This window comes from Domibacillus sp. 8LH (assembly GCF_038806185.1).
GTDB classification, from domain to species: domain Bacteria; phylum Bacillota; class Bacilli; order Bacillales; family Domibacillaceae; genus Domibacillus; species Domibacillus indicus_A.
In genome coordinates this window covers 47379-70911 of the sequence record NZ_JAVJNG010000012.1, presented here as the reverse complement: position 1 = coordinate 70911, position 23533 = coordinate 47379, and the positions used below count along the sequence as shown (strand labels likewise).

At 42.3% G+C, this 23533-nt stretch carries 22 protein-coding genes; 19 read left to right on the top strand and 3 right to left on the bottom strand.

Going from position 1 to position 23533, the window contains the following annotated elements:
• Positions 1-38 precede the first annotated feature (38 nt).
• The 11 genes from RG959_RS14530 to RG959_RS14480 all read left to right on the top strand — a co-directional run bounded on the left by RG959_RS14530 (position 39) and on the right by RG959_RS14480 (position 15300).
• The gene (locus RG959_RS14530) at positions 39-1475 is read left to right on the top strand and encodes an aldehyde dehydrogenase family protein (protein ID WP_342797750.1); all 1437 of its coding nucleotides are present in this window, start codon (positions 39-41) and stop codon (positions 1473-1475) included.
• 4 nt (positions 1476-1479) lie between these two features.
• Entirely contained in the window at positions 1480-2526 is a 1047-nt protein-coding gene (locus RG959_RS14525; protein WP_342797712.1) for a zinc-dependent alcohol dehydrogenase, read from the top strand.
• Positions 2523-4283 (top strand): thiamine pyrophosphate-binding protein, encoded by a 1761-nt coding sequence (locus tag RG959_RS14520; protein WP_342797711.1) that lies wholly within the window; start codon positions 2523-2525, stop codon positions 4281-4283. The genes RG959_RS14525 and RG959_RS14520 overlap by 4 nt, the downstream gene beginning before the upstream one ends.
• Positions 4284-4319: 36 nt before the next feature.
• Entirely contained in the window at positions 4320-5171 is an 852-nt protein-coding gene (locus RG959_RS14515; RefSeq protein ID WP_342797710.1) for a sugar phosphate isomerase/epimerase family protein, read from the top strand.
• A gap of 334 nt (positions 5172-5505) precedes the next feature.
• On the top strand, positions 5506-7323 hold the full coding sequence (locus RG959_RS14510; protein ID WP_342797709.1) for a CE1 family esterase: 1818 nt from the start codon (positions 5506-5508) through the stop codon (positions 7321-7323).
• A gap of 212 nt (positions 7324-7535) precedes the next feature.
• A complete protein-coding gene (locus tag RG959_RS14505; protein WP_342797708.1) occupies positions 7536-9638 on the top strand; it encodes an S-layer homology domain-containing protein in 2103 nt (700 codons plus the stop codon).
• A 274-nt stretch (positions 9639-9912) separates the two neighbouring features.
• A complete protein-coding gene (locus tag RG959_RS14500) occupies positions 9913-10476 on the top strand; it encodes a DUF4334 domain-containing protein (RefSeq protein ID WP_342797707.1) in 564 nt (187 codons plus the stop codon).
• A 511-nt stretch (positions 10477-10987) separates the two neighbouring features.
• Complete coding sequence (locus RG959_RS14495; RefSeq protein ID WP_342797706.1) at positions 10988-12373, top strand: alkaline phosphatase family protein; 1386 nt, start codon at positions 10988-10990, stop codon at positions 12371-12373.
• A gap of 84 nt (positions 12374-12457) precedes the next feature.
• Positions 12458-13126 (top strand): DUF4352 domain-containing protein, encoded by a 669-nt coding sequence (locus RG959_RS14490; protein ID WP_342797705.1) that lies wholly within the window; start codon positions 12458-12460, stop codon positions 13124-13126.
• Between the two features lie 371 nt (positions 13127-13497).
• Positions 13498-14661 carry an iron-containing alcohol dehydrogenase gene (locus tag RG959_RS14485; protein ID WP_342797704.1) on the top strand — a complete coding sequence of 388 codons (1164 nt, stop codon included), beginning with the start codon at positions 13498-13500 and terminating at the stop codon, positions 14659-14661.
• A 222-nt stretch (positions 14662-14883) separates the two neighbouring features.
• A complete protein-coding gene (locus RG959_RS14480; RefSeq protein WP_342797703.1) occupies positions 14884-15300 on the top strand; it encodes a hypothetical protein in 417 nt (138 codons plus the stop codon).
• Between the two features lie 116 nt (positions 15301-15416).
• On the opposite strand, the gene fabI is transcribed toward RG959_RS14480, so the two are convergent.
• Together fabI and RG959_RS14470 are read right to left on the bottom strand one after the other, a co-directional pair.
• On the bottom strand, positions 15417-16196 hold the full coding sequence (fabI, locus tag RG959_RS14475) for an enoyl-ACP reductase FabI (protein ID WP_342797702.1): 780 nt from the start codon (positions 16194-16196) through the stop codon (positions 15417-15419).
• A 251-nt stretch (positions 16197-16447) separates the two neighbouring features.
• Positions 16448-17296 carry a LysR family transcriptional regulator gene (locus RG959_RS14470; protein WP_342797701.1) on the bottom strand — a complete coding sequence of 283 codons (849 nt, stop codon included), beginning with the start codon at positions 17294-17296 and terminating at the stop codon, positions 16448-16450.
• Between the two features lie 34 nt (positions 17297-17330).
• Here RG959_RS14470 and RG959_RS14465 point away from each other — a divergent pair, with 34 nt between their 5' ends.
• From RG959_RS14465 to RG959_RS14435, 7 genes are all read left to right on the top strand, one after another.
• Positions 17331-17681 (top strand): DMT family transporter, encoded by a 351-nt coding sequence (locus tag RG959_RS14465; protein ID WP_342797700.1) that lies wholly within the window; start codon positions 17331-17333, stop codon positions 17679-17681.
• Complete coding sequence (locus tag RG959_RS14460) at positions 17681-17992, top strand: DMT family transporter (RefSeq protein ID WP_342797699.1); 312 nt, start codon at positions 17681-17683, stop codon at positions 17990-17992. The genes RG959_RS14465 and RG959_RS14460 overlap by 1 nt, the downstream gene beginning before the upstream one ends.
• 187 nt (positions 17993-18179) lie before the next feature.
• Positions 18180-18521 carry a hypothetical protein gene (locus RG959_RS14455; RefSeq protein ID WP_342797698.1) on the top strand — a complete coding sequence of 114 codons (342 nt, stop codon included), beginning with the start codon at positions 18180-18182 and terminating at the stop codon, positions 18519-18521.
• A 221-nt stretch (positions 18522-18742) separates the two neighbouring features.
• A complete protein-coding gene (locus tag RG959_RS14450; RefSeq protein ID WP_342797749.1) occupies positions 18743-19168 on the top strand; it encodes a MaoC family dehydratase in 426 nt (141 codons plus the stop codon).
• Between the two features lie 323 nt (positions 19169-19491).
• Positions 19492-20934: a MocR-like pyridoxine biosynthesis transcription factor PdxR gene (gene pdxR / locus RG959_RS14445; protein ID WP_342797697.1), complete on the top strand. Its 1443-nt coding sequence runs from the start codon at positions 19492-19494 to the stop codon at positions 20932-20934.
• A gap of 144 nt (positions 20935-21078) precedes the next feature.
• On the top strand, positions 21079-21528 hold the full coding sequence (locus RG959_RS14440; protein WP_342797696.1) for a YfmQ family protein: 450 nt from the start codon (positions 21079-21081) through the stop codon (positions 21526-21528).
• 195 nt (positions 21529-21723) lie between these two features.
• Entirely contained in the window at positions 21724-22047 is a 324-nt protein-coding gene (locus RG959_RS14435) for a 2Fe-2S iron-sulfur cluster-binding protein (RefSeq protein WP_342797695.1), read from the top strand.
• A 174-nt stretch (positions 22048-22221) separates the two neighbouring features.
• Here RG959_RS14435 and RG959_RS14430 read toward each other — a convergent pair whose 3' ends face one another.
• Positions 22222-22833 carry a LysE family translocator gene (locus RG959_RS14430; RefSeq protein ID WP_342797694.1) on the bottom strand — a complete coding sequence of 204 codons (612 nt, stop codon included), beginning with the start codon at positions 22831-22833 and terminating at the stop codon, positions 22222-22224.
• A 118-nt stretch (positions 22834-22951) separates the two neighbouring features.
• Here RG959_RS14430 and RG959_RS14425 point away from each other — a divergent pair, with 118 nt between their 5' ends.
• Positions 22952-23497 carry a helix-turn-helix domain-containing protein gene (locus RG959_RS14425; protein ID WP_342797693.1) on the top strand — a complete coding sequence of 182 codons (546 nt, stop codon included), beginning with the start codon at positions 22952-22954 and terminating at the stop codon, positions 23495-23497.
• The last annotated feature ends 36 nt before the right edge of the window (positions 23498-23533 follow it).

Genomic DNA, 23533 nt, shown 5'->3' with positions numbered 1-23533 from the left:
TCCATATGGCAGAATTGAAAAACCAACAAACGGCCCTTATGACAGAACTTAAAAAAGCTCAGCCGTTTGTAAATGGTGAGTGGCTAGAAGGAAATCGGGAAGTCATAGAAGTGAAAAGTCCATATTCTGGAGAGGTTATTGGGCATCAAGTACTCGCAACAATGGAAGATACAGAACAAGCACTACAAGCTGCATTTGAAGCCAAAAAAGAAATTGCGGCCATCCCGGCACATAAACGGGCTCGTATTTTAAAGAAAGCCGCTTTTCTTCTAGAGGAGCGAAAAGAAGAGTTTGCAACATTAATTTCATTAGAACTTGGCAAACCACTGAAAAACACGCTGGATGAAGTATCCCGCTCCATTGAAACACTGGAGCTGTCAGGAGAAGAAGCCAAACGGCTGCATGGGCAGAGCATGCCTGGAGATGCTTCCGAACGTGGAGAACAAGCAATCGCTGTGACGTTTCGTGTTCCAGTAGGCGTAATTGCCGCTATTACTCCTTTTAATGCTCCATTAAACCTTGTTTGTCATAAAGTAGGCCCGGCGTTTGCTGCAGGAAACAGTACAATTTTAAAGCCGGCGCCTCAAACTTCTTTAATTGCAAGCGCTTTATTGAAACTTTTGCATGAAGCCGGTCTTCCATTAAATGCAGTAAACATGATTCTCGGCGGAGTGGAAAGCGGGCAGGCCATTGTAAAAGATGATCGTGTGAACATTATTTCATTTACGGGAGGTACGGTAGCCAGCCGCAATATTTGTTCAATTGCCGGAATGAAAAAAGTACTGTTAGAACTCGGTGGTAATGCGGCGACAATCATTCATGATGACGCTGATTTGAAGCGGGCAGCAGCCATGTGTGCGCGTACCGGCTTCAGCAACTCGGGACAGAGCTGTATCTCTGTTCAGCGTATTTATGTGCATCAATCAGTCGTTCCCCAGTTTAAGGAGCTTTTGAAAAACGAAGTAGAAAAGCTGAAAGTAGGCGATCCTCTTGACCCATCAACTGATGTGGGCACGTTAGTCAATGAGCAGGCAGCTGACCGTATCGTTAATTGGATCGATCTAGCTGTAAAAGATGGAGCCGAAGTTGTCTCAGGAGGCAAACAGAACGGTGCTAGTGTTCAGCCAACGATTTTGCTAAATCCGCCTAAAACAACGAATGTTGTCTGCCAGGAGGTATTTGGCCCAATCGTCAGCATTCTTCCTTATGAAAGAATCGAAGAAGCCATCTCAGAAGCGAATGATTCAGATTTCGGTCTTCAGGCAGGTATTTTCACAAATCAGCTCGATCTTGCCTATAAGGCGGCACATGAACTGGCTGTTGGGGGAGTTGTAATTAATGGAACTTCCAATTTCCGCCTGGATCACTGGCCGTATGGAGGCGTGAAAAACAGCGGTATTGGGCGTGAGGGCCCACGTTTCGCGGTTGAAGACATGACGGAATCAAAAATGATCGTGCTTCAGCTTCCGGTGTGAGCCTATGAGTATTTTAGAGAGAAAACTTAACAAACGTACAGCGGTGAATAAAATGCGCAGTCTCCATATATCAGGTCCTGGGGAGATTTCTTTACAAGAAAGCAGTGCCCCGGCGCCGAAACAGGATGAAGTAAAACTCAAATTAATTTACGGCGGCATCTGCGGATCCGATATTGGTGTGTATAAAGGGAAAGTTGCTCATGCCTCTTATCCGCTTATCCCGGGACATGAGCTGCTTGGAATGGTCATTGAAGCTGGAGAAAAAGTGGATATTCCAATCGGTACACGCGTTGTGGTACAGCCAAACTCCTATTGTGGTGAGTGTGAACAGTGTCAAAAAGGAAAAACCAATCTTTGTGCTTTTAAAAAATCTCTTGGTGTCAACACAGACGGTGGCTTCTCAGAAGAATTTACGGTGCCTGCTAAATATATTTTGCCTGTCCCGGATGAATTATCGGATGAGCGTGCTGTGTTAATTGAGCCTTTTGCAGTTGTCATTCACGCTTTTAAACGAGCGAACATTACAAAAGGCGCCTCCGTTGCAATCATTGGCTGCGGAACAGAAGGACAGCTTGCCATTGCACTTGCTGCTCACCTCGGTGCAAATATTACAGCTATTGACATCAATAAAGAAAAATTACAAAAGGTTTCTGTGTACGGTGATATTCAGACGTTTGTTCCAGCTGCTGTGCCAGAAAAGATGAAATTTGATGTTGTGATTGAGGCGGCCGGTGTCAGACAGGCAGTTGAGCAGGCTGTAGATCTTGTAAAACCGGGCGGTGAGGTTGTTTTAATTGGCTTAACGGATGAAGCCACACTGCCGATCCTGAAAATCGTCCGCAATGAAATTTCTATTCATGGAAGCATCATTTACAACTTCCCGGCTGATTTCTCGGAAAGTGCAGAATACTTGAAGCTGCCGGAATTCACAATTGATCCTATTATTGCGGATATCATTCCGCTTAAAGAATATGAGCGTGCATATGAAGCGGCCGTCTCAGGGCAATACGCCAAAATTATTTTGAACTTTAAGGAGGGCTTTCATCAATGAAAGAACTGATTTCTCGTCAACTCGTTAAATATTTAGAAGACCGTGGTGTAGAACATATTTTTGGACTGTGCGGGCACACCAATATTGCTGTTTTAACAGAGCTTGAAAAAAGTTCAATTAAATTTGTTAACGTACGTCATGAACAAGTGGCTTCCCATGCCGCAGACGGATATGCGCGTGCGAAAAAGCAGACATCTGTTGTGTTAAGCCATGTGGGGCCGGGCATGACAAATGCCGCAACCGGGGTGGCAAATGCAGCCATGGATTGTATTCCAATGGTTGTCATTGCCGGCGATGTGCCAAGCCATTACTACGGGAAGCATCCACATCAGGAGATAAACCTTCACGCGGATGCGACACAGTATGAAATTTACCGTCCTTTCGTAAAACGCGCATGGCGTGTAGACAGTGCGCATCTCCTGCCGGAAATTTTAGAGAAAGCATTCCAGCTGGCTGAGACAGGCACGCCAGGACCGGTACTTGTATCTGTTCCAATGGATATTTTTTCAAAAGAAATTGACCCAGAGCTGTTTGAAAAACAAAAACACCATACGAAGGCACTTCAAAAACCGTCTATCGATGAAGACACAGCAGAAACGATTATTAATGCTCTTCTTGATGCGAAAAACCCGGTTGTTTACGCGGGCGGCGGCGTGCTGCTTGCAGATGCAGCAGAAGAATTGGCTGAGTTTGTCAATCACTTTGATTTTCCGGTAGCGCATTCACTAATGGGCAAAGGGGCGGTAGCTGACGATAACCCACTTGTGCTTGGCATGACTGGCTTCTGGGGCACCGAGTTTATCAACAATAAATGTAAAGAAGCCGATTATATGTTAGCTCTTGGCACTCGTTTTGCCGAAGCGGACAGCAGCTCATGGGAAGACGAGTATACCTTTCATTTTCCGCCGACCAAACTAATTCAAATCGATATTGAAGCAAGCGAAATTGGCCGCAACTATCCAGTCGAGATGGGTGCAGTGGCAGATTTAAAACAAGCATTAACAGTGTTGAACCGAGTAGCAAAGAAAATAGCGCCAGAAGGCCGCCGAAATGAAGCGCTGAAGGCTGAGATCGCCGCGAATAAGCAAGCGTTTAAAGAGAGCAATGAAGAGTTTATTAAAGATAACAGCTTTCCAATGCAGCCTCAGCGGATTTTAGCAGAAGTGCGCGAAGTGCTGCCACGTGACGCCTTTATCACAACAGATGTTGGCTGGAATAAAAACGGCGTCGGCCAGCAGTTTGATATTTTAGAACCAGGCACCATTTTTACTCCGGGCGGTTTTGCGACGATGGGCTTTGGCGCTCCAGCTGCACTGGGTGTTAAAGTCGCTCATCCTGACCGTGTAGTTGTGTCTCTTGTGGGTGACGGCGGTTTTGGACAAAACCCAGCGCTTCTTGCCACAGCAGCAGAAGAAAATATACCGGTTATCTGGGTGATTATGAACAATTTTGCCTTTGGTACGATTGCCGGTCTTCAAAAAGCCCACTACGGTACCACACTGGGCACATTATTCGAAAAAGATGGCCAGCCGTATTCACCAGATTTTGCGGCAATTGCCCGCGCATATGGCATAGAAGGCGTGAAAATTGAAAAAGCAGAGGAGTTTAAGCCAGCTCTTGAGGCTGCGATTGCAGCCAACAAACCAGTTGTCATTGATGTGGCTATGCTGAATAATCCAGTGCCAACCGCAGGGCATTGGAACATCATGGATATTTACTCACCGGGCAAAACCGTTCACCACGTGGCGACAAACTAAGCTATATTTACAAAATGTACGATTGGAGGAAGAAAGATGGCTCCACAATTTTCTCTTGCCTACCTGACTGTACTTGGCTGTCTGCCGCCTGAGATGACGTTTATTGCTTCAAGAACCGGTTACGATTTTGTCAGCTTTAGACCTATTCACATGGGAGTGCCTGGAGAGCCTGCAGTTTCTTTAACGGAAAGCAAATTGCTGTTAAGAGAAACGAAGAAAGCGATGGCTGAGACGGGGATGAAGCTCCTTGATATCGAACTTGCAAGAATTTGCGATGGAACAGAGCCGAAAAGCTATCTTCCTGCAATGGAAGTAGCAGCTGAGCTCGGCGGACGCCATGTACTTAGCAGCATTTGGACAGATGATAGATCTTTTGCAATCGAACGCTTCGCAGAGTTGTGTGAACTTGCAGACTCGTTTGGGCTTACTGTCGAACTAGAATTTGTGCCGATTGCCAGCGTATCGACGCTGGCAGGAGCCGTAGATATATTAAAAGCGGCCAAACAAAAAAATGCCGGACTGATGATTGATGTTCATCATTTTCATCGCTCAAAAGAAAAAGTGGAGGATTTGGATCACCTGCCGCGGGATTGGTTCCGGTTTCTTCACTTATGTGATGCCCCGGCGGCTATCCCAAAATCCCGGGAAGAAATGACCCGCATTCTTCGAGAAGAACGTTCGTATGTAGGAGAAGGGGGAATTGAGGTGGCAGCTATTATAAACCGGCTGCCGGCCATGCCCTATTCTATCGAATTGCCCCATACCAAACGATTGAAGGAAATGGGATACGAGAAATTTGCCCAGCAGTGTTTGAAAGCGGCAAAATCCTATTTTTCACAGCATCAATTGCATGGATACCGTGTTGAAAAAGCCAAAAAAATTAATTGATTTTTTAAAAGGACAGGAAACTATATGTAAATAGCGAAAGTTCTGGTCCTAAAATGCTGGCTTATTTTACAAGCCAGCATTTTAGGCTTACTCCTCTAAAGAAGGAGAATGAGCACAAAAACAGCTGATTATTATTCAATTATAATTATGTAAGCGATTACAAAATGACATTTAATTAGTGGAGACTTTTATAAATGGTAAGCTTCTTTGAAAAAAATTTTTATATATATTGGTTAACTTTTTAAGGAGGTGAGTTGTATGTAAGGGGTTAAAGGCTGAATATCTATTCAACAAGTTTTTGTGTAACGGAATCAATATAGGGAAGGGGAACAGAATGAAAAAACAAACGTATATCGTATCTATTGCTGTGTCACTGATGACGTTGAGTAATATTATTCCAGTTTCAGCAGGAGCAAATGATTCAAATCACTTAAAAGGGATAGATACACTACAAAAAGCGAATGACAATCAACAAGTAAAAACAAAAGTAAGCCTAGAAGCTACCTCCTTAGATGGCATGGAAAAGCCCCCCATAGATATTACACTAGGCAACAAGTTGCCACTGACAGGCTATTTTACTCGTAATGTCACTGTTGGGAACGAAACCCGTGTGGTCAAAGTTTATATCGCTCCAGATACGACAGTGCGTGATTACTTCACGGTTCTCACTGTTCCAGAAGGTATGACTACGGAAGAGTTTCTTAAGACCAGCGGCTGGCTTGATATCGCTAATGAAAAATCGGAAGGGCTATTCATTTTGGAGCCCGGCGACGATGGCTGGGGTACTGTTGAGGAAGAACGTGCCTATATGGAGCAAGCCTTCAAAGTGCTAAGGGATACTAAATATTACAACACATTTGGGCTATTTTACTTGGCGGGTTATGGTGAAGGCGGTACTGCCCTCCAAGCTTGGGCCATGGAGAACCCTCTGTCCGTGATTAGCTCGGTCTTTGTTGAAACGGGAGATCTAGATGCAGATTTTATTACAGGGACGGGCTCTAAGACATTTTCCGAAAATGATAAGATCTCTTATAGTGAGGTTCCTGTACCAACTTGGTTTGTGAACAATGATCTGAATTCTGTGAAAAACATGATTGAGTATTGGAAGGAAGCTAATGACGTTACCGCAGTGGGCACTAAATCACCGAGCGGGCTAGTGGGCAGTACAGTCTTTATGCAGGACAAAGATTCCGAAAGTATCGTGACCTCCTATAGTGATGTCCTTTCTAAAGTGGCCGTTCTCGAAAAAGGAGGCAGGAGCATTTACACGAATGGGTTCACTAAGAAAATGTACGATTTTCTCTCCTACTATACACGTTATGATAATACAACTGTCAACGGCAACGTCCTTGGTGTAAGACCTGACTACGAAGCAATGGACGTCGAAGTGAAGAAAATGGTTCTGGACGGCTACACTCGAGAGTATCTAGTGTACACACCTGACTCCGCGCCTAAAAAAGATATTCCTGTTGTCTTTGCTCTTGCAGGAAACACACAAACAGCCCGCGTATTTTTTGATGCCAGCCACTGGTGGGAAGCAGCCGATAAATATGGTTTTATGCTTGTTATGCCAAGCGAACAGTACAATTCGTCCACTGAGGTAACCTGGAACGTCAATTATGATCCTGCTAAACAAAATGACTTTGTATTTCTTGAAGAAGTCGTTAAACAAATTGATAAAGATTATAATATTGACCCGGGAAGACGTTATCTCACTGGTCAATCTTTAGGTTCTATGTTTTCAAACTATGCAACTACAGTGCTGCCAGAATACTTCGCTGCAATCGGGACAACTTCCGGACCATTGCTGCGGCCGGCCGAAGGGAAAATAGATAAAATGCCAGCTTACCTGCTATTTGGTGAGCACGACATATGGAGTTGGGATCCTACTAAGGATGGTCCAACAAAAAATACGGTAGACTACTGGCTTAACAGAAACGGTTTAGGCACAATCGATGATGCCGTGGTAACGCAAAAGGATAGATATACCACTTACACTTGGTACGATGAAAACGACACTCCTATGTACAAATACACCCAGACCGAAGGCAGAGCCCATAATTTCATCGTATCTGAAGTATGGGAATTATGGGAAGAATGGTTCTCACACTGGAAAATGGATACAGAAGGAACACGTCATTACAATAATTAACTTAAGAAACCGGTAACAAACCTTCAATTTAATGATTTATTTTTAGATACTCAGATAATCAGATTATGATTACAGATCCTTAAGGTAAAAGTAAATATTTACTTAGGAGAAAGATTGCTATAAAACAAAGATAACTTTTTAGCTGAAAGATAGAACTTGGGATGGACGCATAGAAAAAATGTTTCTGAAAAGAAAACAGGAGGGGAAAAGTTATGTTAAAAAGGATAAAAAGTATTAAGGTTTTCCTAGCATTATTAATGGTCAGTATGCTGCTGCCAAGTTCTCCTTATGCATTTACTGAGAACGGTGACAAGATTACTCAAAGCAGCAGTGGCATCACTAAGGCGGAATTTATCGGAAAGATTTCCAGCTATTTTGCCTGGCCTCACCCAAGTGATTACAACGATATTTGGAAAGTTCCCCTTAAACAATTCAATGACGTGAAAACGACAGACAAGTATGGCAAGGAAATAGAGGCCGCTTACGAGGAAGGCATTATAAACGCAGACAAATCAGGTAATTTTAATCCTCAAAGCGGGATTTCACGGCAGGATGCTGCCGTTACCTTTGTGAAAGCATTTAAAATACCAGAATCGACTAAGGCAGCACCGTTCTCTGACTATGAAGAGATAAGACCAGATGCTAAAGGAAGCATTAATGCATTAGTAGAGCTCGGCTATATGTCTGGAAAAACCCCTAATTCATTTAATCCTGATGAGCCCATCAAGAAATCAGAAGTAGATAAGATTTTCAAAAAAATAACCAGCACAATGGTCACACCTGTGCAGGCATTACCGAAGCAAAACTCTGTGGCACCTCGGCGCTATATCAAACTGTACACTCCTACCCCAGGGGCTACAATCTACTATACAACGGACGGCACGACACCAACTACTTCCAGTGAAGTATATACAGTAGAATCGAAAGGTCATATTAATGAGATGTTGAGAGATAATCAATTACCTCAACGGACAGTAGTCTACAAGGCCATCGCGGTTAAGGATGGAATGGTAACGAGCCCGGTCCAGACCTTCACCTGGCATCTCTATCGTCCAGTGGTTGCCGATTTTCAGCATACTCTTATTAAGGAAAAAACCAGCACTAGCCCTGCAGTATATCAACTCTATAATGATTCAGAATCGGTTCGTCCAATGGCTTGGTATGTCGAAGGGCAGGACAAGGGCATCTTGTTTGATGCATTGCAAACTAAGGCTGATGTTAAAAACCTGAAAGAGTATATCGATAAAAATATCGCCAAGAAACCTTATTCTGTAGTGGTTGGTCACGCACATGGGGATCATATGGCACAGGCGCCAAACTTTGTTGACGACCACGACCTCTATGTCAACGAACGAGGATGGGCTGCAATTGGAGTCCAAGTCTTAAATGATCCGGAAGATCAGGCCAAGGTGAAAAATATTGATGAGGGAGATATCATAGATCTGGGCGGCGTTAAACTCCACACATATGCATTGCCAGGGCATGACCACAGCGATATTATCCTCCAGGATAAGAAAAATGGCCTTGTATTTGCGTCCGATATCTATGGCTGCACCCGGGCGGGTTCAGCAGATAACGTAAATGTATCAGGAGTTCGGACAGACCTTTTTCTATCGCTTACCCAGCAAACCTATTCTAATTTAAAGAAAGACGGCGGTAAGATTACTCAGATTTTTACCGGACACGACGAATTACCACTTAACGCTAGTCATCTTGGACTCTATGAATCAGCCGTGCAGCAGGTAATTGATAAAGGCGAAGCGGGAACTTCTCTAACCTTGCGTGGAAATAATGATGCTCCGAACAGCCGAACAACAATTATTGGTGACATGTGGAAGGACGGAACCAATTGGGTTGCCATAAAGCTTCCTGGAATAAAAGGCGACAATACAGAATATCTGACATCAGCCCCAATCAATTACAATGGCAAGGATGGATTTATGAAATACTCCGTTCTCTCAAACATTGAAATTGAAGGGGGGGAACTTGTCGGAAAGACAGTCCAGTTTGCGCCTGACTCTAAGCCTTTTTCTTGGGCTGGAAGTACAATCTCTGTGGAAAACTCATTGCCAAACAAGTTTGATCCGTGGTCCTATAACTACACAATCAAAGTGCCTAAGACGAATAAAAACATCACGCTTATTCCTACAACTATGTCTACAAAGGTCAAGTCGATCACGATAAATGGGAAAAAAGCAGAATATCGTTCAGAGAACCGTATTTCTGTGTCTGACGGCAAGGTAATTACCATTAAAATTGTGGCACCGGACAAAGTCACAACGAGTACGTATACTTTTACCGTGGAAACCCAATAGTGAATGGTGTCATAGCATGACTGTTGTGCATTTGAAAAATGTTTTTATGCAGATTAAATGCCGGCAGTGCTGCAGAAAAGTAAGATTACCCGTACAGTATTTTCCAGGCGTGCTGTAGGTAAGGATAGTCCTGGCAAAAACGTAGAAACTACCGGTGAACCAAGAAAAGTATCCTAAAAGACTGAGTTTCCGCTCGGTCTTTTTCTATGCGCAAAAAGGGTATAATGAAACGAACGGAGGAAAGAAAAGGGAAAAGAAGTGAGGAGGCTGATGAATGAATCCCCGCACAAAGCTGGAAAAGTTTCTTGCAGAAAGGCCCATATCGCAGGCGGAAGCCTTTCAATTTTTTGACCAATTGGAAAGTATCGATCTTTCTTTTATGATCGGATTATGGAAGGGCAGGGAGTTCAGGACGAACCACCCGATGGATGGACTGCTTGAATCTGTGAACTGGTTTGGCAAGGAATTTATCGACTCCGAAACGGTCCATCCGCTCGTTTTTCAAAAAAATAATGGTGTATTGTATAAGATCAACCCGGGTTTTATCCCTTTGCCCCTGCCATTTGACAAAATTCCTAGATCTCTGGTTAAGCCATTGTTTTCAGCTGTATCACCTTTTATCGCAACCGAAAAAGACAAAGCGAGAATGCGTATGATGGAGTATAGAGGCGTCTTAAGTGCCACAATGATTTATGATCAGCATGGCATGTATGACATGTTTAGAAAAGTGGATGATCATACTGTACTAGGCGTTATGGATCTGAAAGGCGGAAAAGAGGAATCCGGATACTTTTTTGTGCTTGAGAGAGTAATGAAAGGTAAAGCTGGTCTAAGTTAATAAGAATTTGGGCGCTCGGCTTCTGGAAAATAACAGTCAGACCGTTATTAATTTTGTATAGGGTGCTAATGGCTAAACCCACATACAACGGGGCAGCAAAGCAAAAAGATTTAAAGATTTTATAAACGAAAGGGACAACCATATCATTGCTGGTTGTCCTTTTTTGCGGTTGAGGGATATTTACATTATTATATAGATTTCTTTTCAACCGGTAACGTGAGCGTAGAGCGAATCAGCTCAGCGTATATTAGGAAGATTAATAATTCGTAAATTTATTTTTTATACACCTAACCCCTTTAATAGGTGTAAACACAAATGAAGATCATGTTTTTTCTGGAGATTAAACACTATTTTGGATGAATAAAGTGTATGAAAATGAAATAAAAGGTAATAAATAAACAATATTTACATCAGCTTAATGTATTTTTACCCTTACTCAACAAAGACTTAACAATCTTCCTTTATAGTATTGCTTGCAACAAAGATAAATACTATTTTGGAGGTTATTCCATTGTTTAAAAAGAAATTAAGCAAAAAGCTTATTCCAGTTTGTGTGTTGTCCACATTGGCATTGGGCAGCTTTGCTGGAACGCTTCCAGATAAAGATACACAAGCTGCAGAACAAAATAACAACGCCAAAATTAAAAACGTCATCTTCTTAATTGGAGACGGCATGGGTGTTTCGTACACGTCCGCTTACCGTTATTTAAAAGATGACCCGGCTACAAAAGGCATTGTTGAACAAACGGAATTTGATCCATATCTTGTTGGGCAGCAAATGACATACCCGGAAGACCCAGAGCAAAACGTAACTGACTCTGCTTCAGCCGCTACGGCTATGTCTGCAGGTGTAAAAACATACAACGCAGCCATCGGGGTAGACAACGATAAATCTGAAGTAAAAACGGTTCTTGAAACGGCGAAAGAAAAAGGAAAAGCAACAGGACTTGTCGCGACTTCTGAGATTACTCACGCCACACCAGCATCATTCGGTGCCCATGATGAAAACCGTAAAAACATGAATGCTATCGCGGATGATTATTACAAAGAGCTTGTTAACGGCGAGCATAAAATCGATGTTCTTTTAGGCGGGGGCCAGTCAAACTTTGTACGTAAAGACGTTGATTTAACAAAAGCTTTCCAAAAAGACGGCTACAGCTATGTAACGAACAAAGAAGAAATGCTAAACAATAAGGACGAGCAGGTTCTTGGTTTATTTGCTCAAGGCGGTCTTCCAAAAATGATCGACCGTACAGAAGACATTCCTTCTCTTCAAGAAATGACTTCATCAGCTATTGACCGTTTAAACAAAGATAAAGACGGCTTTTTCTTAATGGTAGAAGGCAGCCAGGTAGACTGGGCAGGACATGACAATGATATCGTTGGCGCGATGAGTGAGATGGCTGACTTTGAAAAAGCAGCAAAAGCCGCAATCGACTTTGCGAAAAAAGACAAGCATACCCTTGTTGTCGTTACAGCGGATCACTCTACAGGCGGATATTCAATCGGTGCTGACGGCGTATACAACTGGTTTGGCGAGCCGATTAAAGCAGCAAAACGCACACCTGACTTTATGGCAGATAAAATTGCAAAAGGTGCAAATGTGAAAGAAACGTTGAAAGCAAATATTGATCAAAACCTTTTAGCTCTAACGGCAGAAGAAATTCAATCGGTTGAAAAAGCAGCAGCTTCCAAAAACGTAACAGAAATTGATAATGCGATTGAAGAAATCTTTAATGAGCGTTCCCATACAGGCTGGACAACAGGCGGCCACACGGGGGAAGATGTTCCAGTTTATGCTTATGGACCTTACAAAGAGCGCTTTGCCGGACAAATTGAAAATACGGACCAGGCAAAAATCATTTTTGATCTTTTAGGCGAAACAGAAAATAAATAAAAGTACGCATTAGTAAAAGCCACGCTGTTCTTATGACAGACAGCGGGCCCTTTTATGAAGCTGAAGATATAGGGGAGGATTCTTTTGAAAAAATTATCGTATCTAGGGCTGGTTTTGATGCTTCTTGCAGGCTGTTCAGCAGGTACGGAAACAGAAGACTCAGCTTCTAAAGAACAGGCAGAAACAAAAACAGCTGATCAGACAGAAACAGCAGATTTGGCCACCAATGAAGATATTTATGTTCCGAGTGCACAGATAACAGATGACCTTCACTTAGTAAAGGTCGGCGAGACGGTAACGGATGCAAAAGGAGAATTGACACTCAAAGCATATAAAAAAGTAAATAAAACCGTACAAGTGGGCCCTGTTGAGATGCTTATCAAAGATGTGAAAGTGGTTCATTTCATTCCGGATTACAGCATGATTGACTTTTTCCATGGTTATACACACGATGAAGAATTTGATTTCGTTAAAGTCTCTGTTGAAGTAAGCAACACATCTAATGAGACTGTGCAGTTTACACCAGTTGCCTTTATCCAGACAAGCAAAGGTGAGCATAAAACGTGGGAAGACGATATTTACCTTGAAGAGTTAACAGGAGACCTGCAAGGAAAAGATATTAAAAAAGGTAACATGGGCTTTATTCTTGAAGATGGAAATGACATCACTTCTGTCGACATTTTAACAAGTGACGCTGTTCACGGTAATGGAGATGTCATTGAAAAAGCAAAAAAAATAACTGTCGACTTTTAATGAATATCATCTGTAATCTAAAGAATGACAGCGTAGAATGAGACAAATCAAAACACCTTCAAGTTGAAAAATGGGTATGTCATTACCTGGAAAACAACTTGGAGGTGTTTTTTTATATAGAGCAGTTTAAAAGATTGATGAGACAATAACAGTAGAGCGAATTCTGCCAGTTTGGTCAGCCAGCGGGAAAGCAGTTTAATTAATAAGAAGGACAAAAAGCCAATTAGGTATATCGCTACGTGAAAAATGAAAATAAAATCAACCTGCTGCGAGTAGAACGGGAAAAGGGTCCCTCTACTTTTTGCCAATTTGATGATACGATAAAAATGCTTGTTTTAAGGAAATCATTCACATTAGGGGAGGATACGCAAATGCAGGATTTTATATTTCAAAACGCTACAAAAGTTATTTTTGGAAAAGGGCAGGAACAAGTAGTAGGATCAGAAGCTGCTGCATACGGCAAAAAACTGCTTTTGCATTACGGCGGGGGAAGCATTAAAGAAAGCGGTTTATACGATAGAGTTTTGCAGTCCGTGCGGGAGCAGGGAATCGAGATTATTGAATTAGGCGGCGTACAGCCCAATCCGAGAGTGAGCCTTGTTCGGGAAGGTATTTCACTATGCAGGGAGCACAATATTGATTTTATTCTGGCGGTAGGCGGGGGAAGCGTCATTGATTCTGCAAAGGCGATTGCTGCTGGTGTGAAATATGAGGGAGATGTATGGGATTTCTTCACGGGGAAAAGTGCTGTTACAGACTGCCTCCCGCTTGGTGTCGTTCTTACTATTCCGGCTGCGGGAAGCGAAACAAGTAACGGTACGGTTATTACGGCGGAGGACGGCTGGTATAAAAGAGCAACGGGCCACCCTTCGATGAGACCGAAATTTGCCATTTTAAATCCTGAACTTACATATACGTTGCCGGCTTATCAAACTGCCTGCGGTATAACGGATATGATGGCCCACATACTGGAAAGATATTTTACGAATGAGAAAAACGTGGAACTGACAGACCGGCTTTGTGAAGCGACACTAAAAACCATTATTAACAATGCGCATACGGTTTTGGATGAGCCTGAGAATTATGATGCGCGTGCAGAGATTATGTGGGCGGGAACGGTTGCTCACAACGACTGGTTAAGCACAGGGCGTGTAGGTGACTGGGGAAGCCATGACATCGAGCATGAAATCAGCGGCATTTACGACATTGCCCACGGTGCGGGGCTTGCGATCGTGTTCCCGGCATGGATGACGTATGTATACAAACATGATCTCAACCGTTTTGCTCAATTTGCGCATCGAGTATGGGATGTAGAAATCGACTTGAATGATCTTGAAAAAACAGCGCTGAAAGGCATCGAAAAAACAAAGCAGTTTTTCCATTCAATCGGCATGCCTGTTTCTTTGAGACAGGTAGACATTGGTGATGACCGCATTGATGAAATGGGGAAAAAAGGCACGGAGAGAGGGCCGCTTGGCAACTTTGTAAAACTGCATGAAGAGGATGTGCGAAACATCCTTCGACTGGCCTGGTAAGAAGTATGTTCACGGTTGCTTACTGCCAGCAGTCCTTTTAAACATAAACTCTTAGCAGCTGAATACACTGAAAAGGACTTAAAGCAGGGAAAGCGTTATAGTGGTTGCCTTTAGAAAAATAATAGCACTGCCTATATAAGCAAAACAGACGGTGATCGATTGCATTTTTGAAGTTACGTGCTGAGTGTGATTAAACATGTCCGAATCGAATGAGGAGGCACAATGAAAACAGTACTTGGCATGCGGATGGCGGGGAATATCATACTTGCCATCAACACAGCTGCCCTCTTTATGCATATCTTAATCGTCTTGAACATTCTGCCGTATGATTTTGTCTGGGGAGGAAGCTTAAAGAGTCAAGAAGATTTAATCATTTTTGAAACGATATCGCTCCTGGTACAAACGGTATTTATTTTGATCGTTGCTGTGAAATTAGGGTATTTTCTAAAAGGCAGATTCAAGAAAACTGTAAATGTTGGTTTATGGACTATGTTTGGAATTATGGTGCTGAATTCAGCGGGCAATGCTGCTTCCAATTCAGATTTAGAAAAGCTGCTCATGACGCCGCTGACAGTCCTGCTTGCGTTGTTGGTATTGAGGCTGGCTATTGAAAAAGAAAGTGAAAAAACGAACGGATAAAAAAATCCACCAAGGCAGCTTATACCTTGGTGGATTTTTTCATTTTTTTGAAATGCATGGGCTCTATATATTCAAGATTCACTCACTCTTAAAGGGTGAGCATCTATGGTTAAAGATTAACCGAGAATGTTATAGCCAGAGTCCACATAGACGATCTCGCCTGTAACGCCTCTTGAAAGGTGGCTCAGCATCGCTAAAGTCATATCGCCGACTTCTTCTTGTGTGACGTTTCTTCTAAGCGGTGCCTTTTCTTCGATTTGATGAAGAATCTCGTTAAAAGATGGGATGCCTTTTGCCGCTAAAGTGCGAACAGCGCCAGCCGAAATAGCATTTACTCGAATATCACTTGCGCCCAAATCTTCTGCTAAATATCTGACAGAAGCTTCAAGTGACGCTTTAGCGATACCCATTACATTGTAGCCTGGAACCACACGTTCAGCACCGAGGTAACTCATCGCGATAATTGAGCCGCCTTCTGTCATGAAAGGCTTTGCTGCTTTCGCTACTGCGATTAGGGAATAAGCGCTTGTATCCTGCGCGAACGCAAAGCCGTCGCGGGACGTGTCGATGAACGCGCCTTTCAGATCTTCTGCATGTGCAAAAGCGATGGAATGAACAACACCATGAATGATACCTGTTTTTTCTCCGATGCGGGAAAAAGCAGCTTGAATGCTTTCGTCACTGTTGATATCACATGGAACAATCAATTCTGCTTCGATGCTGGTAGCAGCTAAAGCCTTTTCTAGTTTCTGAAGTGAACGTTCTTTTCGGTATGTAAAAACAAGTTTTGCGCCTGCTTTGTGAAGAGATTTTGCTACTCCCCAAGCAATGCTTCGCTCATTTGCTACGCCCATAATAACAATCGTTTTATCTTTTAATTTTAATAAATCGTCCATATTTGCCTCCTAAATGCGATCATGATCACTATATTATATCATATTATCTCATATTATTACCTAGTGCTAAAGAGATGGTCTTCTATATTTTAAAATTAACCTGATTTTTAGTTAGATAAATGAAAAAGGACCTTTAGAACTTTTCCGTCGAATAATCAATTCTAAAAGGAATGGTCAGAAAGGTATAACTTTGAGTTATACCTTTATATCGATTGGTCAATTTTTCTGATGGCTTAAAGCCGCTAAAATAACTACAAAGAATATTCTTTCTGTAACTGCTGCCAGACTATATCAAAAACGTGGCGGCTATTTGCAAAAAGATAGAGTTTTCTGATCAGCTCTTTGTTTTCTAATCGAATAAACTGCAGATTTTTGTAAGACAGATGTTCAATCATAAGCGCAGGAAGGTAGGTGATCCCATATCCTTTCATCACATAATCAGTAATAGTGTGATAGGGCATACAAACAATTTTCACTGGTTCGATGTTCTTTTCTTTTATGAATGACTGAATATTACGATACAACTGGCTGTCTTCTGGCGGCAAAACCTGCGGATAATTCAGGCAGTCTTTTATTTGTATAGATGTTTTTTCGGTTAAAGGATGCCCTTTAGGCACCACGGCCTGGAACTCTTCTTCGTAAAGAAACTTTGAAAAAAGGCCCGGGTAGGAAGCATAATCCTGCACAATAGCAGAATCGATCTTCCCTGATTCGAGCATAGGAAGAAATTCACTACATTCTTCCCGTATGACCGTAAAATCTATTTTAATCTTCTGTTCTGCTTCTAACTCAGGAAGGTAATAGGTAGCCAGAAAAGGAGAAACGCCGAAGCGGATGTTTTTAATTACACTGTGTTCCTTCATTTTATTTTTCAAAGCAAGCAACAGGGGAGAAACATCCTCATACAGATGCCTTCCCTTGTCTGTAAGCTTCATCCCTTGATGAGAGCGTTCAAACAGCTTATATCCAAGTTCGTTCTCAAATAACTTTATTTGTTTGCTTAAAGCAGGCTGCGTAACATGAAGATGATGGGCTGCCTTCGTCAACGTGCCGTATTCTGCCACAGCAACAAAGTATTCGATTGATTTAAGATTATTCAACTACATACACTTCCTTGAAATGGGGCTTTTATATATGGCTTATTATAGCTTATTACTCCTTTCCATCCTATTTGAAGTCATTGGGGTCACTTTTCTTAACCTGGCGGATGGATTCACTGTTTTTGTGCCAACGGTTTTAGCAATTTTCTTTTATTGTTCATCTATTGCGATTTATATTTTTATCACGGCAAATCGCGAAGTAGGAATCGTGAATGCTGTTTTTGCAGGAACTGGAACAGCTTTGGTTACCCTTCTGGGAATTCTCTTGTTTCATGAAAGTATATCCGCGATTAAGTTACTTGGCATTGGTTTAGTTGTCGTAGGTGCCGTGGCTATCAATACGAAGCCTGGCACAAAATCATCACTGGAAGGGGAACGTTTATAATGGGATATGTGTTTTTAAGCCTAAGCATTTTATTAGGTGTTTCAGGCCAGTTATGTGTGAAGATGTCAAACGGCTTTAAAGTAATCAAGCCGACAATCGGCGCTTTTGGGCTGTTTATTACCTGCATTTATTTTGTGTCATTATCTACCCGATATTTAGAGGTAGGCGTTGTCTTTGCAGTTTGGGCTGGGCTGACAATTGTAAGTACCACATTACTTGGTATTTTCGTATTTGGAGAATCGCGGAGCAAAAGGAAGTTTTTTTCCATCTTATCGATCCTGGCTGGTGTTATTTTGCTGAAGCTGGTGTAAGATAGATATTGTGCGTACAGTCAGTCCCAAAGTAAAAAAGTAGACTCGTTTAAAGTGAACAGCGTCATGACAGTAAAGCTGTTAAAAGGGTTTTGACGATTAGTTTAAGCCATTCAGGTTTTGCATTCGCCGTAACGCAAAGAACACTAAATGTGTTAGTGAACACAGACATGGTAAGGAGATTAATATGTTTGCAGGTTTATATGATTTAGTTTTTGCAGCAGGAATCGCGATTTTAATTTCATGGAATCTTGTCCTATTTATGATTCAATTTTTTAAGGAATGTAACACAGGAGGGGCATTAGAAAGGATTCGCGCCTTTATTCTATTGCTATTTATGTACGCAAAACAGGGCGTACTGGCAGGTTTTGGCGTTGTAGCATTAGCCTTGAGCACAGCAGTCGTCCAGGAGAATTCAATTGGCAGCTGGATCATTACCCTTGTTATACTTGGATTCTCAGGGTTAATTTTATATCATTTTTATCCCCAATTTGTTGAACTTGAGGAACCTAAGAAAAAGCAGAAATAGATCTTACAGTTAGAAAGTTTTTTGTTTTAACCGACTTTCTTGTGATACAGTGATGGAAAAGCCAGTTTTAGAGGCTTTTCTTTTTGTTTGGCCGGCTATCCCGATTTTTTTAAAACTAACAGACTAGTGTCTTGAAAGAAACCTTGGATGTTATTTTCCACTCGTTAAGTATGCAGCGCTGGCATAAACGAGTTCAACCATTACAAAATAGAGGTGTAGAAATGAAGTTAGATGAGTTTACACTTGGACAGGTGTTCCAAACGAAATCATTCAAATTAACAAAAGAGGATATTATGAGGTTTGCAGGTGAATTTGACCCCCAGTATATGCATTTGGACGAGGAAAAAGCAGAACAAGGAAGGTTTAATGGGATTATTGCTTCCGGTATACATACGCTGGCCATTTCATTTAAGCTTTGGGTTGAAGAAGGGTTATACGGTGATGAGGTTATTGCTGGAACACGTATGAACAATATTAAATTTGTAAAACCCGTTTATCCTGGAGATGAATTACATACCGTTGTTGAAGTTATAGATAAGCAGGCAGCAAAAAATGAAATGGGTATCCTTACCGTATTGTTATCTACCTATAACCATAAAGAAGAAAAGGTTTTCGAGGGTGACTTATCTGTCTTGATAAAGCGATAAAGGATTATGGAAAGTAAATTGGACGATTTATTTTGTAACTTTGTTTTTCGGTACATTCTTCAACGAACGAGGGTGTCAGCTCAACGAAGAACAGCTAAAGGACCTTACAAGGTCCTTTTTCTTTTGCTAAACAATCAAGATGATTGTGTAACAGATCCGGTTATTTACATATAAAAGGACATAAAGTGGAGGGGTGAAAAATGATAAAAGTGGATGGTTACATGGCTTAGGGTTTAAAATAACATTAGTGATAAAAAGGTTTTGATTGTTGCTCTTTTTTATGTAAACAATGAAAAAGAGCATCAGGGAAGAAGGGAATGTATATGGACTGGAGACCGGACCGAACGGACAAAAAACCGATCTACAAGCAGATTGCAGATTACATAGAACAGGGAATTTCCGAAGGCACGTTTTCAGCTGACAGCCTGCTCCCCTCCGAACGCGCCTTGGCCAGTGAGCTGCAAGTGAATAGAAGTACCGTTGTGGCGGCTTATGAAGAATTACAGTCTTTGGGCGTGGTTGAACGAAAAAAGGGAAGCGGCACAAGAGTCAGTACAAACATTTGGGGGGTCGCCCACAAGCGGGTCCCGAACTGGGGCCGCTACGTAGAAGACGGTTCTTTCTTACCGAATCTTCCTATGGTTCAGCGTATTCGCACAGAAACATACAAGAACGATTTGATTAATCTGGCCAGCGGTGAGCTCACTGCGGCGCTATTACCGAATACCGAATTTCAAGAGATTCTTTCCCGCCAGCCTTTTACTGGTTACCTTGGTTATGACCATCCGCAAGGAAACGAATCCTTAAGGGAAGCCATCTGTGCTCATGTTGAAGAATACAAAAGGATTAAGGCGGACCCAGCTTCTGTTTTGATTACTTCAGGTGCCCAGCAGGCTCTCCATTTGATTATCCAATGCCTGCTCAAGCCCGGAGATGCTGTCGCGATAGAGGATCCCTCTTATTGCTATTCTCTGCCGATTTTTCAGTCTGCCGGCTTAAAGACGTTTCATCTGCCTGTCGATGAGCAGGGCATGAATCCTCAAGATTTGGTGGATCTTCATAAAAAGCATAAGATCCGGATGGTTTTCTTGAATCCAGACTACCAAAACCCGAGCGGGACGGTTCTGTCTCAGGCAAGACGCCGGAAAGTGCTGGAGCTGTCAGCCGAATTTGGTATTCCGGTTATTGAAGATGATCCGTACAGCTTAACGTCTTTTAGTGGAGAAGTGCATCCGACGCTGAAATCAATGGACGAGAACGGAAATGTGCTGTATGTGAGTTCATTATCCAAAATTGTCGCGTCAGGGCTGCGGATCGGCTGGGTGATTGGCCCAAGCACAGTTATTCAGCGGCTCGCTGATGCCAAACAGCAGGTTGATTTTGGCCACAGTATTTTTCCGCAATGGGTGGCGAAAGAATTTCTAGGGTCAGAGCAGTTTCACGATCATATTGCCATGCTGAGAGGGAAATTAGAAGCGCATAGAAATGAAATAACGTCAAGTCTAACAAAGATTCTAGGAGACCAGGTGGAATTTTTCGTGCCGCAAGGCGGTATCCACCTATGGTGCAAACTAAAAGAAGAAGTAGATGAATATGGGCTGTTAAATGAGTCTATGAAAAGAGGCGTCGCTTTTGTGCCGGGCAGTATTATGGGTTCAAAAACAGGTTATGTCCGATTTACATTTGGGAGGGAAGAACCCGAAGCCATCCGGAAGGGAATTGGACGGTTTGCGGAAGCCTTAAAGGCGGTTCAATCCCTGTCTTAAACATAAGCAGGCCCACTATTTCTTCAAATTGGATGGTCTAAAAAGAGATGAATTGGCTGGTTCTTTTTTCGGAAAATCTAGTATGATAGTAAACAGGGAATAAAAGGTACCTTTATGTTTAAAATAAAAATGGAGATGATGAAGATGTCAACGACGGCTCTGCTTTTAACAGTGGTCTTCGGTCTGTTTAAAATATTAGTAACATGCCTTCCAACCGGCGTAGTGGAACGGCTTATCCGCAAGTATGAGATGCATGCCAAACTCAGTGAAGAAAATACGGCCATTACATTTGACGGGATACGCTTGGAAGGCGAAGAAAAAGCACAAGTGATTCAACAATTTAATGAAGCGTCTGTTTTAAGAAAATATTATATTTTTCCGGGGAATGAATCTTTGTTTTTGCATCCTGAAAGCGGTGGGATTCCATTTGTAGTCGATACGAAAAGAGGCCGCAATGATGTCCGGCTATTTGTCTACCGCTATGAGGACCATGTTGATGTGGTGAAGCAGTATAAGAATAAAGTGATTGCCTACAGTGTATTTTCCGATAGTCTTCAAAAGGGTTCCATGACTGCAGCTGGAGATCTTGTTTAAATATAATCTGCAGAACAAAGCACTTCTTTAATTAAGAAAATAACACCTTTCAGTTGAAAACGGGTATCGTATACCTAAAAAGCAGCTGAAAGGTATTTTTGTTTTTAAGAGACGCGTTCATTGGAGATAATGAACTTATGAGAAGGCAGACGAAGTACAAATTTTTTTAACACGATGATTAAAGGAGGTAAAATGATGCCGAACATAACCGTAGTAGGAGAAGGTACATTTGAAGTGGAAGCAGGGAAGAAGCTGGTGCTGGCGTTAGAAGATAATGGAGTAGGGATTCTGCACCGGTGTGGAGGAAAAGCGAGATGTACAACCTGCCGGGTAGAAATCTTGGAAGGTGATTTTGATGATTTAACCAATATTGAGAAAAAAGCGTTTGATGACAAAGGACTGGTGGAAGACAATATCCGCTTATCCTGCCAGATCCGTGTGAATGGAGATATGACGGTCCGTCCTGTTATGACCGTGCAGAGTTCTGGCATAGATCCGGGCCCAAGACCCGCCGAGTAAACAGCATGGATACGCAGGAGAGAGTGGAAGAAAGAACCCTTGCTAACTCTTTTTGACAAAGGCTCCATCAAAGTAGACCGCTTTTTTAAGTGGTCTTTTTTATTTCCGCTAAAGCGGTGGTTTTAATACGGAAGAGAACTGCTTTAGCTTAGCTGTTAGAACGCTGGATAAACTTTATCTGGCATCGGCTTTTGTGAATAACAGCTTGATGCCAAATCCAACTAATACGATTCCGGTTGCTTTCTCCGTCCAGCTTTGTACAGCAGGGGACAGCAGCCATTCGCGGATAAAGTGGAGGCAGAAAACATACACCACAAACCAGACAATAGACAGCAGGGCATACGTACAGCCCATCAGAAAAAGATCTATCATAGCACGATCCGAACTCGTAACAAATTGAGGCAAAAAGGTTAAAAAGAATACCGCTACTTTTGGATTAAGGAGATTGGAAAGCAGTCCTTCCCGGAAAGCGGATCTTTGTTTTGTAGGCCCTCGCTTTTCTTGTGCAGGTTCTTTTTTCTTCGGCAGCAAAGCAGTGACCCCCAGATAAATTAAATACACAGCACCGACCCATTTAATCAGGCTAAAGGCAATAGCAGATTGTACGAGGAGAGCAGATAAGCCTAATGCCGCTGCAATTGTGTGGCCAAGAGAACCGGCTGTAATGCCCGCCGCCATTTGAAATCCGGCTTTTCGTCCATCAGCCATTGTACGCTTTGTAATCAGGGCGGTATCAACCCCTGGACTCATTACTACAAACAGCGTCATTACGATAAAAGCAAGCATGTGGTCCCTCCATTAATTGTTCATTTTTATTAAATATGTTAATTTTAATTTAACACACTTAAAATAAATTGTTCAATCAAAATTAAAAAATTAAATATAATTTAATAAGAGGTGCATCATGAACCGATCTTCCATTGGTCAAAAAGTAGAAGAATTAAGAAAAAATTTGGGTCTTTCTTTAAGGGAATTGGCGAAGCGGGCAGAGATTACGCCTTCAATGTTAAGCCAGATTGAAAAAGGCAGTGCCAATCCGTCCATTCACACACTGAAGTCTCTGGCGAAAGTGTTAGATGTGCCGGTTTTTACATTTCTTATGGAAGAGATTAATACAAAAGAGCTGATTGTAAGGAAGGAAGACCGTAAGCAAATGGTGATTGACGGACTTCATTATGAATTGGTTTCGCCTGACTTTACGAGTCAGCTCGCCACAGCCATAATGCGCTTGGCCCCCGGCAGACATTCATCTGAAAAGCCGCTTTCTCATAAAGGGGAAGAAGTCGCGCTTGTATTAGAGGGACCAATCGGTTTAACGCTGTTAGGGGATGAATATGAGCTGCAGACAGGCGACAGTGTTAAAATTCCAGCCCACACGGAGCATAGGTGGACAAACGCAGCCAGCCATGAAGTCAGTGTTTTATTTTCAGTGACACCTCCTGCTTTTTAACTCAACATAAAACAAAGCGGTACTTATTCACCGCTT

Excerpts from the sequence above, each read along its gene's own strand:
- RG959_RS14505 (WP_342797708.1), top strand. The coding sequence starts at position 7,536 with ATGTTAAAAAGGATAAAAAGTATTAAGGTTTTCCTAGCATTATTAATG.
- RG959_RS14510 (WP_342797709.1), top strand. The coding sequence starts at position 5,506 with ATGAAAAAACAAACGTATATCGTATCTATTGCTGTGTCACTGATGACG.
- RG959_RS14520 (WP_342797711.1), top strand. The coding sequence starts at position 2,523 with ATGAAAGAACTGATTTCTCGTCAACTCGTTAAATATTTAGAAGACCGT.
- RG959_RS14530 (WP_342797750.1), top strand. The coding sequence starts at position 39 with ATGACAGAACTTAAAAAAGCTCAGCCGTTTGTAAATGGTGAGTGGCTA.
- RG959_RS14485 (WP_342797704.1), top strand. The coding sequence starts at position 13,498 with ATGCAGGATTTTATATTTCAAAACGCTACAAAAGTTATTTTTGGAAAA.
- RG959_RS14525 (WP_342797712.1), top strand. The coding sequence starts at position 1,480 with ATGAGTATTTTAGAGAGAAAACTTAACAAACGTACAGCGGTGAATAAA.
- RG959_RS14425 (WP_342797693.1), top strand. The coding sequence starts at position 22,952 with ATGAACCGATCTTCCATTGGTCAAAAAGTAGAAGAATTAAGAAAAAAT.
- RG959_RS14455 (WP_342797698.1), top strand. The coding sequence starts at position 18,180 with ATGTTTGCAGGTTTATATGATTTAGTTTTTGCAGCAGGAATCGCGATT.
- RG959_RS14460 (WP_342797699.1), top strand. The coding sequence starts at position 17,681 with ATGGGATATGTGTTTTTAAGCCTAAGCATTTTATTAGGTGTTTCAGGC.
- RG959_RS14440 (WP_342797696.1), top strand. The coding sequence starts at position 21,079 with ATGTCAACGACGGCTCTGCTTTTAACAGTGGTCTTCGGTCTGTTTAAA.
- RG959_RS14480 (WP_342797703.1), top strand. The coding sequence starts at position 14,884 with ATGAAAACAGTACTTGGCATGCGGATGGCGGGGAATATCATACTTGCC.
- RG959_RS14465 (WP_342797700.1), top strand. The coding sequence starts at position 17,331 with ATGGCTTATTATAGCTTATTACTCCTTTCCATCCTATTTGAAGTCATT.
- fabI (WP_342797702.1), bottom strand. The coding sequence starts at position 16,196 with ATGGACGATTTATTAAAATTAAAAGATAAAACGATTGTTATTATGGGC.
- RG959_RS14435 (WP_342797695.1), top strand. The coding sequence starts at position 21,724 with ATGCCGAACATAACCGTAGTAGGAGAAGGTACATTTGAAGTGGAAGCA.
- RG959_RS14515 (WP_342797710.1), top strand. The coding sequence starts at position 4,320 with ATGGCTCCACAATTTTCTCTTGCCTACCTGACTGTACTTGGCTGTCTG.
- pdxR (WP_342797697.1), top strand. The coding sequence starts at position 19,492 with ATGGACTGGAGACCGGACCGAACGGACAAAAAACCGATCTACAAGCAG.
- RG959_RS14450 (WP_342797749.1), top strand. The coding sequence starts at position 18,743 with ATGAAGTTAGATGAGTTTACACTTGGACAGGTGTTCCAAACGAAATCA.
- RG959_RS14430 (WP_342797694.1), bottom strand. The coding sequence starts at position 22,833 with ATGCTTGCTTTTATCGTAATGACGCTGTTTGTAGTAATGAGTCCAGGG.
- RG959_RS14500 (WP_342797707.1), top strand. The coding sequence starts at position 9,913 with ATGAATCCCCGCACAAAGCTGGAAAAGTTTCTTGCAGAAAGGCCCATA.